Consider the following 14,899-nt stretch of genomic DNA (forward strand, 5'->3'; position numbering starts at 1 on the left):
GAACGCGAGCTTACCTCCGGAAGACGATAGAAGATAGGGGTGAACGAAATGAGCATTAGACCTGATGAAATTAGCTCTCTCATTAAGCAGCAGATTGAGAATTTTGAATCTGATGTGGAAATGAATGAAGTGGGTACTGTTATCCAAGTCGGTGACGGTATTGCCCGTGCTCATGGCCTTGAAAACGTAATGGCTGGTGAGCTTCTCGAATTTTCAAACGGCATTATGGGCATGGCTCAAAACTTAGAAGAAAACAACGTCGGTATCGTAATCCTTGGACCGTATTCCGAGATTCGTGAAGGCGATGAAGTAAAACGTACAGGCCGCATCATGGAAGTTCCTGTAGGGGAGCAGCTTCTTGGCCGCGTTGTAAATCCACTTGGACAACCTGTAGACGGAAAAGGACCAATTGAAACGTCTAAAAGCCGTCCAATTGAAAGTCCTGCACCTGGTGTTATGGACCGTAAATCTGTTCATGAACCACTTCAAACCGGTATTAAAGCGATCGATTCCATGATTCCAGTAGGCCGCGGACAGCGTGAGTTAATCATTGGTGACCGTCAAACTGGTAAAACGGCAATCGCGATCGATACGATCCTTAACCAAAAAGAAGAAGATATGATTTGTATTTACGTTGCAATCGGGCAAAAGGAATCCACCGTTGCAGGGGTTGTAGAAACCCTTCGTCAAAAAGGTGCTCTTGATTACACGATTGTTGTAAATGCAGGTGCTTCTGACCCGGCACCGCTATTGTTCCTTGCTCCATATGCAGGGGTAACAATGGGTGAAGAGTTTATGTACAATGGCAAGCACGTTCTTGTTGTGTATGATGACTTGAGTAAACAAGCAGCCGCTTACCGTGAGCTGTCCTTGCTCCTTCGTCGTCCTCCAGGCCGTGAAGCCTTCCCAGGGGATGTATTCTTCTTGCACTCCCGTTTGCTTGAGCGTTCTGCTAAGCTCAGTGATGCACTAGGCGCAGGTTCATTAACTGCTTTACCATTTATCGAAACACAAGCAGGGGACGTTTCTGCATACATTCCGACAAACGTTATTTCCATCACGGATGGACAGATCTTCCTGCAGTCTGACTTATTCCACTCAGGTGTACGTCCAGCGGTTAACGCAGGTATCTCCGTATCCCGTGTTGGTGGTTCTGCCCAGATTAAGGCAATGAAAAAGGTATCTGGTACGCTCCGTCTTGACCTGGCTGCTTTCCGTGAGCTTGAAGCTTTCGCGCAGTTTGGATCTGACCTTGATAAAGCTACCCAGGCGAAGCTGAATCGTGGGGAGCGGACGGTTGAAATCCTTAAGCAAGGACTTCATCAGCCTCTTGCTGTTGAAAAACAGGTTGTCGTGCTTTATGCCCTTACGAAAGGGTTTATCGATGATATCCCAGTTGATGACGTGCGCCGCTTTGAATCAGAAATGCTGACTCATTTTGAGCATAACAATAAAGATCTTCTTGACAGCATTCGTCAAACTGGAAATCTTCCTGACGCTGATGAATTTAATAAAGCGATCGAAGAATTCAAAAAGACGTTTAACGTAACTAAAAAATAATCTGCGAATGTTGTTTGGATGACCAGCCCAGCAAGAAGGTGGTGAACAAAGATGGCCTCTTTGCGCGAAATAAAAACGCGGATAACTTCGACAAAAAAGACGAAGCAAATAACAAAAGCGATGGAAATGGTTTCTGCGGCTAAGCTTAACCGTGCACAATCAAAAGCCCAGTCCTATGACCCCTACACGCAAAAAATCCGCGATGTGGTGGCAAGCATTGCATCAAGCAGTACAGATGTAAGCCATCCCATGTTAGAAGAGCGCCCGGTAAAGAAAACCGGATATATCGTAATCTCATCTGACCGCGGATTAGCGGGCGGTTATAATTCTAGCTTGATGCGTGACTTCTTCAACAAAGTAGATGAACGTCACAATTCAACAGACGAGTACGGAGTAATTGTGATAGGACGAATCGGCAGAGACTTGCTGAAAAGAAGAGGAGTACCAATCTTTTCTGAAATCACAGGTCTTGGAGATGATCCTTCCTTTAACGATATCAAGAATTTAACCCGCACTGCGGTAGATATGTTCGCTAATGAAGAAGTCGATCAGCTGTACTTATGGTTCAACCATTTTGTCAGCCCGATTTCTCAAATAGTGACTGAAACAAAGCTTCTGCCTCTTACGGATCTAGCAGAAGAAAATGTAAAACAGTCATACGAATACGAGCCGTCTGAAGAAGTCATTCTTCAGCAGCTTCTTCCCCAATATGCTGAGAGCTTAATTTACGGAGCATTATTGGACGGAAAAGCGAGTGAGTTCGGTGCCCGGATGACTGCTATGAGCTCGGCAACAGACAATGCCGGCAACATTATTGATGAATTAACCTTGTCGTACAACCGTGCGCGACAAGCAGCGATAACCCAGGAGATCAGTGAAATTGTCGGCGGTGCCGCGGCACAAGAATAGACATTTCACATCTCTATCAGGCTAGGAGGGAAAGAGATGAACAAAGGATACGTCACACAAGTTATGGTCCAGTTGTTGATGTAAGGTTCGAAAGCGGTAAGCTTCCTGAACTTGACAGCGCCCTGACTGTCGATCAAAAGGCGTCATCTGCTGACTCTGTTGACTTACAGGTTACATTAGAGGTCGCATTGCATCTAGGTGATGACTCTGTGCGTACCGTAGCGATGGGATCTACAGACGGCCTCGTTCGCGGTGCGGAAGCATTAGATACAGGCGCTCCAATTACAGTGCCAGTTGGAAATGAAACACTCGGCCGTGTATTTAACGTATTAGGAGAAACAATTGATTTGGACGAGCCGATGGCACCAGGAGTGCGCAAGGATCCAATTCACCGTGAATCTCCAAAATTTGAAGAGCTTTCCACACAAACGGAAATTCTCGAAACTGGAATTAAAGTAGTAGACCTTCTTGCTCCATATGTAAAAGGTGGTAAAATCGGTCTCTTCGGTGGTGCCGGTGTAGGTAAAACCGTACTAATCCAGGAGCTTATCAACAACATCGCGCAAGAGCACGGGGGGATCTCCGTATTCGCTGGTGTAGGTGAGCGTACTCGTGAAGGTAACGACCTTTACTATGAAATGAAAGACTCTGGTGTTATTAACAAAACAGCCATGGTATTTGGACAAATGAACGAGCCGCCTGGTGCGCGTATGCGTGTTGCCTTGACTGGCTTAACAATGGCTGAGCACTTCCGTGACCAGGAAGGCGCTGACGTACTTCTATTCGTTGATAACATTTACCGCTTTACACAAGCCGGTTCTGAGGTATCAGCTTTGCTTGGCCGTATGCCATCTGCGGTAGGTTATCAGCCGACACTAGCAACGGAAATGGGTCAGCTACAAGAGCGGATCACATCCACAAAGACAGGTTCCGTTACTTCCATCCAGGCGATTTATGTACCTGCGGATGACTATACTGACCCGGCTCCAGCAACTACGTTTGCTCACTTGGATGCTACCACAAACTTAGAGCGTAAGCTTTCTGAAATGGGTATCTACCCGGCGGTGGATCCACTTGCATCTACTTCCCGTGCCCTTTCTCCTGAAATTGTTGGAGACGAGCACTACGAGGTAGCTCGTAATGTGCAGCAGACTCTTCAAAAGTATAAAGAGCTTCAAGATATTATCGCCATTCTTGGTATGGATGAACTATCTGAAGAAGATAAATTGGTCGTACATCGTGCTCGTCGTATTCAGTTCTTCTTGTCCCAAAACTTCCACGTAGCGGAGCAGTTTACAGGACAAAAAGGTTCCTACGTGCAAGTAAAAGACACCATCCAAGGTTTCAAAGAAATCTTAGAAGGTAAATACGATGACATTCCTGAAGATGCATTCCGTCTTGTAGGTCCAATTGACGATGTGCTTGAAAAAGCTAAGGCCATGTCCTAAGCCCGGATGCTGTTAAGGAGGAATTACCATGCCGACTATGAATGTCAATGTTGTAACTCCTGATGGCACAGTATACGAAGGGGATGTGGAAATGGTCAGCGCCCGTGCTCAAAGCGGTGAGCTCGGTATTTTACCTAATCACATTCCGATGGTTGCCCCGTTAGCAGTAGGAGCTGTTCGTTTGAAGAAATCTTCAAACGATGTTCAGCTCGTTTCTGTAAGCGGCGGATTTCTAGAAGTTCGTCCAGACAAAGTGACCATTTTGGCTGAAGCTGCTGAACTTCCTTCGGATATTGATGTCGCCCGGGCCCGCGCTGCAAAAGAGCGGGCAGAGCGCCGGCTTGAAAGTGCCAAACAGGACGAAATTGATTTCAAAAGAGCCCAGCTTGCTCTTAAACGAGCAACAACACGGCTTGACGTTGCGAATAACAAATAAATCAAAAAACGTACCCGAACATTAGACGTTCAGGTACGTTTTTTATTTGCCCTGTAACCTATTTGTAACAATTATGTAACATTTTCGTGGTGCCTGGCACCCGTATTAGTTGTAACATTATTGTAACAATCTTTGAGTTCGCGGAGAAAAAAGCTGTTTTATTCTCTGTCTCGCGGGAAGAGAACATATAAGAGCAGTTATTAACAATCCTAGAAAGGGTATGTATGAGACAGTCTACAGGGGCTCCTTCCTGCGAAAGAAAGCGTAGAGAGCAATCTGATATTCTTTTAGTAATGTAAGCATTTCCAATTGATAATATTTTGTGAAACGACAAAAATTATCTATAGATTCTTTAGAAAAGATAGGATATTATGTAAATTGGATTGCTGATTACAAAGAGATTAAGCTTTCTTTAAAAAAAGCAATTTATAGGTAAATTGGCCCTTCTCATATGGCAGAATTTAACCTATGATACTTCTCGGATTGTCAGTTCGACGGTAAGGAGTTTTGAGTTATGGAAGATGCCGCAGGGCAACAGGCTATCATACATATCGTCGTCAATCTCTTTTTCTTGGTGGTTGTTTGGTGGAGCATACAGTGCTTCCGATTTGATGTTTTTGTGCGGCAGCCAGATGGTCCAAAAGCAAAGATGCTTATGATCCTGGTCACAATCGCACTGGCTCATCTCGTGAGCGCATTTTTCCTTGAGTATTTAAATTGGTCACTCATGCTTCGTTATTTGTTTTAACCAAAGCAAATCCTCGTATTCGTTCAAAAAAGTGGATGCTGACTACTTCTTCCATGTATGAGCTCTTATGTTCAGGTCACAATTTAGATAAGGACATTACTCGGCAGAAGAAATAGGCATCGGGAATACGTACAAGGTTTGTAAGTTTTGCTGACCATCAGAAGGGGTAAGTGCAGTATGGATGCAGGTTTTTCCATTATTAGGAAGGAAATTACGAAAGAGGTAGGGAAGCTATTGGTCAAAAGCCAATAATTAGCAGCTAAAATGCAGATTCAGTTTTCCTTTATTACTTTCCTGTATTATCAAGAAAATGAAAAAAAGAATGAGAAGAAAGCCTGCGATGAAAAGCGGTGGGGGTTTTACAGAAAGAAGAACACCAAAGGAAGATGCCTTGATAAAAGGTGAGACAACGACAGTGGTAATTCCCTTTATCCGTTACACAAGTTTGAAAATGAAAAGAACAAAAAAAGCAGCAGTCATTACGGACATAAACTAGGACCGTCTTACACTTTATAAATGCAACTGACCAACTACTAAACATTGGGCTAAGAACGTTACCCGTAAAGAGCACGCCCATGTGCCTTTTTGAATACGAATAACAGTAAGGCGAGATTCCTGTCTAACTGTATTGAAGGAAACTATTTTAAAAGGGGCATGCCTGGATCGGGACTTCTAAGAATTGCCTTAAAGATTTAGGATCATTATTGGACGCGGAGGGGAATACGTTGGATAAAATTATTGTACGCGGAGGAAAGCGGCTGAAAGGTACTGTAAAAGCAGAAGGCGCAAAGAATGCAGTGCTGCCTGTTATTGCAGCTTCTTTATTAGCCGAAGAAGGCACAAGCAGAATTTATGATGTGCCATCCTTAGCAGATGTATACACAATGAAAAATGTGCTTGCGCATTTAAACATGGATGTAGAATATAAGGATAATACGTTTGTTGCAAACGCTGAAGGTGCTCTTGGAACAGATGCACCGTTTGAATATGTTAGAAAAATGAGAGCATCTTTTTTAGTCATGGGTCCTTTGCTTGCTAGAAAAGGGCATGCACATATTGCTCTTCCTGGAGGGTGTGCCATAGGTTCTCGCCCGATTGACCAGCACCTAAAAGGATTTGAGGCAATGGGAGCCACTGTGGAAATTGGCCAGGGCTACATTGAAGCGAAGGTAAAAGGAAGACTTCAAGGTGCGAAAATTTATTTAGATTTCCCAAGTGTAGGTGCGACGGAGAACATTATGATGGCTGCGTCTCTTGCTGAAGGGACAACAGTAATTGAGAACGTTGCGGAGGAGCCTGAGATCGTTGACTTGGCCAACTATTTAAATGCAATGGGAGCTAAGGTCCGCGGTGCTGGTACAGGAAGCATCCGTATCGAAGGAGTAGAAAGCTTAAAAGCTGCTGAGCACACTATTATCCCTGACCGGATTGAAGCAGGAACGTTTATGGTAGCTGCCGCTATTACACGGGGAGATGTATTTGTTGAGGGAGCTCTTACTGAACATCTTCGTCCACTCGTGGCAAAGATGAGAGAAATGGGAGTGAAGATCGAAGAGCACGATAACGGAATGCGTGTGATTGGCTCAGATATTCTTCGCCCGGTTGATTTGAAAACTATGCCTCATCCTGGTTTCCCTACTGATATGCAAGCACAAATGATGGCTTTGCTTACACAGGCCAAGGGGACAGCAGTAGTTACAGAAACAGTATTTGAGAATCGTTTCATGCACGTAGAAGAGTTCCGTCGTATGAACTCAAGCATTAAGATTGAAGGACGCTCTGCGATCATCAGCGGACCAACACGCCTTCAAGGAGCAGAAGTATCCGCAACAGACCTGCGTGCAGGTGCAGCCCTTATTTTAGCCGGGCTTGTTGCAGATGGAGAGACTCACGTAACCGAGCTTCGTCACATTGACAGAGGCTATGTAAACTTTCACGAGAAGCTGAAAAGCCTTGGAGCCCGCATTGAGCGCGTAAAAGTTATCGAAGAAAGTGATATAGAAGAAGACAAAGTTGTATCAATGAACAGCAACAACAAAGCAGTAAACTAATGTAATCCTTCCAAAACGACCACTCCACCAATGGAGCGGTCGTTTTTTAGGTGCCTGACACCACACAGCAGCCTGTAACATTCATATGACATTTTGTTAGGGTGCCTGGCACCCCAGTAGTCTGTAACATACATGTAACATTTCAGAATCCCTTTTTCTCTTCATGAGTATCTTTATGCCTTCTATCCTTGTTCTATCCCTGACCTGGAATTCATAAGCTGATACAGAAAAAGAAAAGCTTATTTAGCTGTGTCCTGCTGTGAATAAGATACAGGCAGGACAAGTTAATCACTGGGTTGCATGAAGACTCTTGGGTCATGGGGGAAATTCATATGAAAAACTGTTATGCTTGGGACTGGTTTTTACTGGGTTATTATTAGTCATGCCGGCTCTGCTGGTCATTGCTTTTTCAGGAAGCGACGCGGCTTCTGTGGGGTCTGCTGATGGTACAGCACCCTTAACAGAAGCAGAAACAAGTTCCGAGGAGGTCAGCGATATGGCAGATAACCTCGAGGTAAGTGTTTTTAGGAGCAAAAGTGAAATGATTGAGGAGATCCCTTTAGAAGATTATGTAACAGGCGTAGTGGCCTCAGAAATGCCCGCCAGCTTCGAAATGGAGGCATTGAAGGCCCAAGCCCTTACAGCTAGAACTTACATCATACAGCAGGTCCTGCAGCCTGCAGACATCAACCTGCCGGACGGAGCCATGGTTTCGGATACTCCCATGCATCAGGTCTACCATAGTAAAGAAGAGTTGAAAGAGCAATGGGGAAGCGAGTATGAGTGGAAAATAAACAAAATAGAAGAAGCGGTAAAAGGAACAGCGGGCCAGGTGCTTACATTTGAAGGTGAACCCATCACGGCTGCCTTTTTTTCAACGAGCAACGGCTACACTGAGAATTCCGAGGATTACTGGGAAAATGAAATTCCTTATCTACGAAGCGTGGAAAGTCCCTGGGATCAGGAATCTCCTCGATACGAAAATGCGAAACGATTTACTCAGACCGAATTTGAACAGAAGCTTGGCATCACGCTTGGAGAAAGTGCAATTGGAGATATTGTAGAGAGAACAGAGGGAGGACGGGTGTCGGAAGTTGTGATTGGAGAGAGAACCTTTCACGGCCGTGATGTTCGGGAAAAGCTTGAGCTTGATTCCAGTGACTTTACCTTTGAACAGCTTGGAAATGAAGTCGTCGTCTATACGAAAGGCTGGGGCCACGGTGTGGGAATGAGTCAATACGGAGCCGATGGAATGGCCAAAGAAGGAAAAAGCTATAAAGACATCATTCAGCATTATTACCAGGGAGTTTCTGTGGATGTCGTGGATCCATACGTTCCTCGCCTGACAGCTATGGTCACAGGAGAAGAGGATGCTTCATAGATTTATAGGTGCCTGGCACCCCTGGGGTTTGTAATATAATTGTAAACAGTATGAGCTTGTAAGCCCTGTGCTATCAGCCTTTACCTTATTATTACAAAAAGGGTGCCAGGCACCTTCACGGGCAACCTTACAAAAAATTTCCAAATTGATGTATATCTTCTCTCAGTTTTGATCAGAATGGTTTTTGAGGTGATGATCAAATGAGAGAAGAAGACAAACAGCACACTGCTGCCCGTGAATCTCAATCCAGGGCATCAAAGCTGCGTGACGCAATGAAAAAATCGTGGGTATGGCCTGCAGTCTATCTAAGTGCATGTGCGATTTTACTAGGTTCGTTCTTTTTCATTCAAGGAACAGGGAACGACCAGGCAGAAGAGCCACTTCCGCCAGATGATTTAGAGTGGGGCGAAGAGTCTCAAAATGAAGAAGATGCCGTTGAAGTAGCTTTAGAGACTGAGAATCTACAAATGCCTGTTAGTGATGAAGATAGTGTAGAGATTATTGGCTATTACTATGACCATGAAGCATCCACAGAAGAACAGCAAGCTGCACTCGTATATTACAATAATATGTACTACCACAACAAGGGAATCGATGTAGCGAGAGAAGACAATGAAACTTTTGAAGTAACAGCTGCTGCAAGCGGTGAAGTGGTAAAAGCAGAAAAAGATTCTCTGCTTGGCCATATTGTTGAGCTTGAGCATGAAGATGGCTTGGTTACATCTTACAACAGTCTTGAAAAGCTTGAAGTAGAAGAAGGCGATTCTGTATCCCAAGGCGATGTTCTTGGAATGGCCGGCCGTAACCTTTATAACACTGACGCTGGCGTACACGCTCATTTTGAAGTACGAAGCAATGGAGAAGCATTAAATCCAGTTGATATGCTTCACCAGCCAATGAGTGAAATTGTAAATGCTGATGAGAAGGAAGAAGAGCCAAAAGAAGAGCCAAAAGAAGAAACTGACACAGAAGATCAAGGCGATGAAGACTTAGAAGAAATGCTTCCTCAAGAGGATGACACTCAAGACGAGGAAGAAGAACAGCCTGAAGAAAACGAAGAAGACGTAGAATAATATAATCGAACCAAATAAAAAAGGGAAGAAGGTAAAGGCAACGCTTCCGTTCTTCCCTCTCTATTAAGGACTCTGGTAACCATATCCAGGGTCCTATTTATTTTAATTTTCATTATTAAAAGAATTTTTTTAAAATAATTTAAAAAACCTGTTGCTAAGAATCAGAAAATTTGAAATAATGAGTAACATAGAAAGATAGGTAGGAACATAGAGAAAAGAAGAATAAAAGGTTTTCGAATCGATATTTTGAAAACGCATACATTTTTTGAAAGACAGGCCTTCACAGCATAGTGGAATAATAACCTCCCAGATACACTAGAGGGGAGGATAATGAGGCGAGTGAACTTTTATGGCAGTCGTTAAGCTGAGCAAGTATTCAGTTTTTACCAGATTAATGAAAAAAAGAAAGGGGTCATCACGATGCTCATTCTCTTATTGACAATTACCTTGCTCTGCATTGTAGGAACTATTTATTTCAAAAAGCCGCTTCTCTTAACTGTACCTTTTGGAGTCATTGGACTGTATATGGTCGTTCAAATAGCTATGGTGCCGCTGCCTTTTTTTGAAACCATTCGATTTATCTTTAGTCTTCGGTAAGGATGACAAAGAAAGGAGTAACAAGCATGAATGCAAAAGCCTCAAATCATACAGTGCGCAATCAGCAGCAAGCTTATGCAGCCTGTCCGAAGTGCGGGAAAGAAGAACTTCTCCTCATTTTAAAATGGAGATACATGTTTTTAACTTCAACGATGCCGATAGTGGCAGCTCTTCTCATAGGATATTTCTTTCATATTATATTTCTTGTGTTTATCCCGGGAATTCTCGTGATGAATTACTTGATCGCTAAAAAGAAAACACCTTTTCTGATCTGCAAGACATGCAGGCACGCGCAACCATCATTTCAGCCAGATTGACTGCTCAGTCATTCATCCCAGGAAAGGCTTTATAATAACTCATATTAAAGGGGGTGGTGCCCTTCTAACCTAAAGGGACGAAGGGGAGGAAGTGTATTAAATAAGGAGGTGCAAGGATGCAAAAAGTAGAAAAAGCGAAAGCAGATGCTTATTTCAAAACAAGAACCACACTTGTCGTGATCTTCCTGGCTATCGGGTTTTTAGTATCATTTGGGGTGGTGGCGTTCGCAGAGTTTTTTGCACAATTTAGCTTTATGGGTATGCCGCTTCATTACTATATGGGGGCTCAGGGAGCTGTAGTCATGTTTGTAGTGCTCCTATTCCTTAACGCAATTATCAGTGACAGAGTCGATAAGAAATTTGGCATTGATGAAGAATCCAATGTTCGGATCAGCGGTGGCAAGACACTGGATCACTAAAGAGAAGAAGTACAGGGGGAGAAAATAAAAAAGCTCACACGAATGGCCGTTCGTGTGAGCGGTAAATAGAAAAAACTATTCACTTTTATTTTAACAAAATGAGAAAAAAGAGTCATTTCACTTTTAGAAATCAGGATGCTGACAAGGGGAGATAGATATAGGGTTTCAGAAAGTTGAAACAACTATGAGGGGCTGCTCCAAAGAAAAAAATACAGCTGACTGGCTGCTAGAACGAAACTTGAAAGTTCCTGTCGTAATAAAACATATGCAAAAGATTTAAATAGTGAGGGAGGATTACAATGGATGCTCAATCCTTAACGTCCATCGGTCTTATACTTTTAACATTTGCCTTATATATAGGTATATCGATTTACCACCGAGCGAAAGCTACCTCTGATTTCTACGTAGCAAGCCGCGGAGTTCCTCCATTCTGGAATGGTATGGCTATCGGTGGTGACTGGATGAGTGCCGCGTCCTTTATTGGGATGGCCGGTACGGTTATGCTCCTTGGTTATGACGGATTAGCCTACATCATGGGGTGGACAGTGGTTACTTACTTTTAACCTTCCTATTGGCGCCTCAGCTTAGAAAATACGGACGCTACACGGTCCCTGAATTTATTGGAGACAGATTCGACAGTAACACTGCCAGACTTATTGCGGCAATTGCAACTATTATTATCAGTTTTACCTACATCATCGGTCAGCTGTCTGGTTCCGGGGTTGTAATTGGAAGAATCCTGAACATTGATTCTATGTATGGGACAATGATCGGGGTTGTCATTATCGCAATTTATGCAACACTCGGTGGTATGAAAGGTGTAACCTGGACTCAGGTAGCCCAGTACATGATCTTAATTGTTGCCTATATTATTCCGATTGTATTTATGTCATTGCAAATTACAGGAAACCCATTCCCGTGGCTGACGTATGGTAACGTTGTAAGTGAGCTGGGAGCCATTGACGCAGAGCTTGGACTTTCAGAATATTTCGCACCTTTTGCTGAAAGCCAGAAAGCTCAATTTATTGCTCTTATGTTTACCTTGATGGTGGGGACAGCCTCCCTTCCACACGTTATTGTTCGTTTCTACACGGTAACAACAATGAAAGCAGCTCGCTGGAGTGGTGCCTGGGCAATTCTGTTTATTGCACTTCTTTACTTGTCTGCACCGGTATACGCTGCATTTTCCCGCTTTATTTTAATGACTCAGGTTGTAGGTCAGCCAATTGATGATCTGCCTGCCTGGACACAGCCTTGTAGATACAGGACGTCTGGAAATTCTAGACACGACCGGTGATGGTGTTCTACACTGGGAAGACCTGGTAATCAGTAATGATATCGTCGTTATGGCGACACCTGAAATCGCCAATTTGGGACTATTTGTAACTGGCCTTGTTGCAGCAGGTGCCATGGCAGCGGCCTTATCAACAGCAGGCGGCTTGCTGATTACAATTTCTTCATCCTTTGCCCATGACATTTACTATCGTTTATTGAAGCCAGAGGCTTCCGATCAGAAGCGATTACGTGCTGGACGAATTGCCATTGTATCCGCTACCGTTGTAGCAGGTATTGTAGCATTGGATCCACCAGGAGTAATCACTCAGATTGTTGCCTGGGCGTTTGGTATTGCCGGCGGTACATTCTTCCCGGTACTCTTCCTAGGGGTATGGTGGAAGCGCATGAACGCAAAAGGTGCGATTGCCGGGATGCTTTCAGGGCTTGGTGTAACTCTAGGTTATATCTTCCTGGCACTGAACGATATCACGTTCTTTGGTATAATTGATACAGGAGCAGGACTGTTCGGTGTACCAGTTAACTTGATTGTAACGATTGTTGTTTCACTCTTAACTGCACCACCTGCCCAGCGCTTACAGGATGAGGTAATGGATCTACGTTACCCTGAGCAAATGACCTATAAAGACGGAGAGGTTTGGATGGATGAGTCTTCAGGAAAATAATGTCTACTATAACCAAATAAAAAATCACCCACTATTCAGCGGCGCTTCAGCCGCTGAATTTGGTGCATTCATGGAAGATTGCAATCTTCGTGAATATGAAAAGGGCGACACGGTTCTTTTTTCAAAAACACCTAGAGAAGGACTGCTTTTGATTCTTGAGGGAATGACCGAGGTATATGTAAACACAAAAGAAGGACACTCCAGCCAGGAAGTCCTTGAGGTGTTAGAAGCAGGAGACATCATTGGCTTTTCAAGTCTGGCCGACTTTCTCGGCCAGCCAAGTGAGGTAGAGGTAAACTATACGGTTGAAGTGCAGGCAGTAGAGAAGTCCGTTTGTCTGCAAATTCCTTATTCTGTTCTCGAGAAGCGGTGGGACAAAGAAGAAGTAAGGGAATACGTGCTTCGTCAGGTGTCAGTGCGTTTGAGAGATATTTATGCTTCTCTTGCCGAACAGGTTCAGCTGGCCAGCCAGTGGGGTGAGAGCGAAGCGTTCATCCGCCGTGTCCAGGACATCATGACCACGCCGCCAATTGTTGTTGACCAAGAAACAGAAGTCGATGACATAGCAAGAATTATGGTAAAAGAAAGTACAAGCTCCGTTGTTGTAGAAGATGAGGATAGAAAGCTTGTCGGGATTATTACAGAAAAGGATTTGGTTCACAGGGTTGTGGCCAAAGGTATGGCTTCCGGGCTCAGAGCCCGCACGATTATGACGCCGCGTCCTTTTACGATTCAGCGTCAGGCCTATTATTATGAAGCCATGTCCAGCTTTTTGATGAACAGAGTGAAGCACTTGCCTGTGGTGGATGAAAACGAGAGTGTAAAAGGAATGCTTACACTCTCGGACCTTCTTCGCCAGCAGAACCGCGGGAAGTTTGAAATTTTACAAGAGGTAGAAGAATCAAATGCAGAGACCCTGCCTCACGTAAAAAAAGCAATCTATGAAGTGCTTGGCAATTTGATACAAGATAAGATACCAACTCTGCAAATCTTAAATATCATTACACAGCTCTTTGATCGTCTGGTGCGCCATTGTGTCGTTCTTGCTGTGGAAAGCGTAGAGGAAAAAGGATACGGCAAGCCCCCCGTTGCCTATTCCTTTTATTTGATGGGCAGCGGTGGACGGGGAGAACAGTTCATGCTGACAGATCAGGATCACTTCCTCGTCTATGAAGACCCTGAGGACGACCAAGATCCAGATGAAATAGAAATGTATTTTCGCATGCTTGGCGGGGAGATTGTCCTCTGGCTTGAGAGAGCTGGATACCGGCCGTGCGATGGCAATATGATGGCCAGTGAGCACAGCTGGAGAGGATCTGTCTCAAAATGGGCAGAGCGTCTCCGTACGTGGGGGGTCAGAGCTACAAATGAAAATATTCTGCTGGGACATAATTTCCTGGCCTTTCGTTATCTATATGGTGAAGAAGCCGTAGACGAGAAATTTACGAAGATGGTTCTGCAGCAGATGGAAAAGTCCCGGATCTTTCTTTACCGGGCAGCGGAACAGGAAAAAGCCTCCCCGGTGCAAACGTTGGACCACCCGATTCGAGCGTTGTTCAGGCTGAAGAAGGAATCTATCGATATCAAAAAGAACGCGTTATTTCCGTTTCATCACTCTTTGCAGATTCTCGCAGCTCATCACGGAGTGGTAGGCGGAGTGCCGACAGATCAAATAAAGAAGTTAACAAGGAAAGGTGTCTTTACAGAAGCCTTTGAAGATGAATTGCTGTTTGCCTATGAGATCGTATTAAAAATACGGGTAGAGCAGTCATGGAACCGTTATTCACGAGGGGAGCAAAGCTCAAGCGAAATCAAGTTCACTCACATTAAATCACGGGACAAAGAAGAGCTCATGCTCGCGCTGAAAACGATCAGGTCCCTTCAGAACCAGCCATCGGCGCATTCGGCATGATGTAGGAGCACCCTTAAAAAAGGTGCTCCTCTTTTTTAGGGTGCCATTCATTTAGGGTGCCATTTATTTAGGGTGCCTGGCACCCCATCA

General features: G+C 44.3%; 12 protein-coding genes and 2 pseudogenes. All 14 read left to right on the forward strand.

The window, feature by feature from the left end:
* Positions 1–48: 48 nt before the first annotated feature.
* The 14 genes and pseudogenes from atpA (at position 49) to JCM19033_RS16370 (ending at position 14,809) form a co-directional block, all read left to right on the forward strand.
* A complete protein-coding gene (gene atpA / locus JCM19033_RS16310; RefSeq protein ID WP_054637077.1) occupies positions 49–1,560 on the forward strand; it encodes a F0F1 ATP synthase subunit alpha in 1,512 nt (503 codons plus the stop codon).
* Between the two features lie 51 nt (positions 1,561–1,611).
* Positions 1,612–2,469, forward strand: coding sequence for an ATP synthase F1 subunit gamma (gene atpG / locus JCM19033_RS16315; RefSeq protein WP_054637078.1), 858 nt, complete (start codon positions 1,612–1,614; stop codon positions 2,467–2,469).
* 36 nt (positions 2,470–2,505) lie between these two features.
* Positions 2,506–3,917, forward strand: a pseudogene (atpD, locus tag JCM19033_RS16320) (F0F1 ATP synthase subunit beta).
* A 28-nt stretch (positions 3,918–3,945) separates the two neighbouring features.
* Complete coding sequence (locus JCM19033_RS16325) at positions 3,946–4,353, forward strand: F0F1 ATP synthase subunit epsilon (RefSeq protein ID WP_054637079.1); 408 nt, start codon at positions 3,946–3,948, stop codon at positions 4,351–4,353.
* Positions 4,354–4,867: 514 nt separating this feature from the next.
* Positions 4,868–5,101, forward strand: coding sequence for a DUF1146 family protein (locus JCM19033_RS16330; RefSeq protein ID WP_054637080.1), 234 nt, complete (start codon positions 4,868–4,870; stop codon positions 5,099–5,101).
* Between the two features lie 322 nt (positions 5,102–5,423).
* Positions 5,424–5,597, forward strand: coding sequence for a hypothetical protein (locus JCM19033_RS16335; RefSeq protein ID WP_198153544.1), 174 nt, complete (start codon positions 5,424–5,426; stop codon positions 5,595–5,597).
* Between the two features lie 229 nt (positions 5,598–5,826).
* Positions 5,827–7,152, forward strand: a complete 1,326-nt coding sequence (gene murA, locus JCM19033_RS16340; protein WP_054637082.1) for a UDP-N-acetylglucosamine 1-carboxyvinyltransferase — start codon at positions 5,827–5,829, stop codon at positions 7,150–7,152.
* 349 nt (positions 7,153–7,501) lie between these two features.
* Complete coding sequence (spoIID, locus tag JCM19033_RS16345) at positions 7,502–8,533, forward strand: stage II sporulation protein D (RefSeq protein ID WP_269758314.1); 1,032 nt, start codon at positions 7,502–7,504, stop codon at positions 8,531–8,533.
* A gap of 200 nt (positions 8,534–8,733) precedes the next feature.
* Positions 8,734–9,606, forward strand: a complete 873-nt coding sequence (locus JCM19033_RS16350; RefSeq protein ID WP_054637083.1) for a M23 family metallopeptidase — start codon at positions 8,734–8,736, stop codon at positions 9,604–9,606.
* Between the two features lie 420 nt (positions 9,607–10,026).
* Positions 10,027–10,203 carry a hypothetical protein gene (locus JCM19033_RS24395; RefSeq protein WP_198153545.1) on the forward strand — a complete coding sequence of 59 codons (177 nt, stop codon included), beginning with the start codon at positions 10,027–10,029 and terminating at the stop codon, positions 10,201–10,203.
* 26 nt (positions 10,204–10,229) lie between these two features.
* Entirely contained in the window at positions 10,230–10,520 is a 291-nt protein-coding gene (locus JCM19033_RS16355; RefSeq protein WP_054637084.1) for a hypothetical protein, read from the forward strand.
* Between the two features lie 116 nt (positions 10,521–10,636).
* On the forward strand, positions 10,637–10,939 hold the full coding sequence (locus tag JCM19033_RS16360) for a DUF4212 domain-containing protein (RefSeq protein WP_054637085.1): 303 nt from the start codon (positions 10,637–10,639) through the stop codon (positions 10,937–10,939).
* A 299-nt stretch (positions 10,940–11,238) separates the two neighbouring features.
* Positions 11,239–12,897: pseudogene (locus JCM19033_RS16365) on the forward strand (sodium:solute symporter family protein).
* Positions 12,878–14,809 carry a DUF294 nucleotidyltransferase-like domain-containing protein gene (locus JCM19033_RS16370; RefSeq protein ID WP_054637086.1) on the forward strand — a complete coding sequence of 644 codons (1,932 nt, stop codon included), beginning with the start codon at positions 12,878–12,880 and terminating at the stop codon, positions 14,807–14,809. The pseudogene JCM19033_RS16365 and the gene JCM19033_RS16370 overlap by 20 nt, the downstream one beginning before the upstream one ends.
* Positions 14,810–14,899: the final 90 nt, after the last annotated feature.

The organism is Thalassobacillus sp. C254 (genome assembly GCF_001310615.1).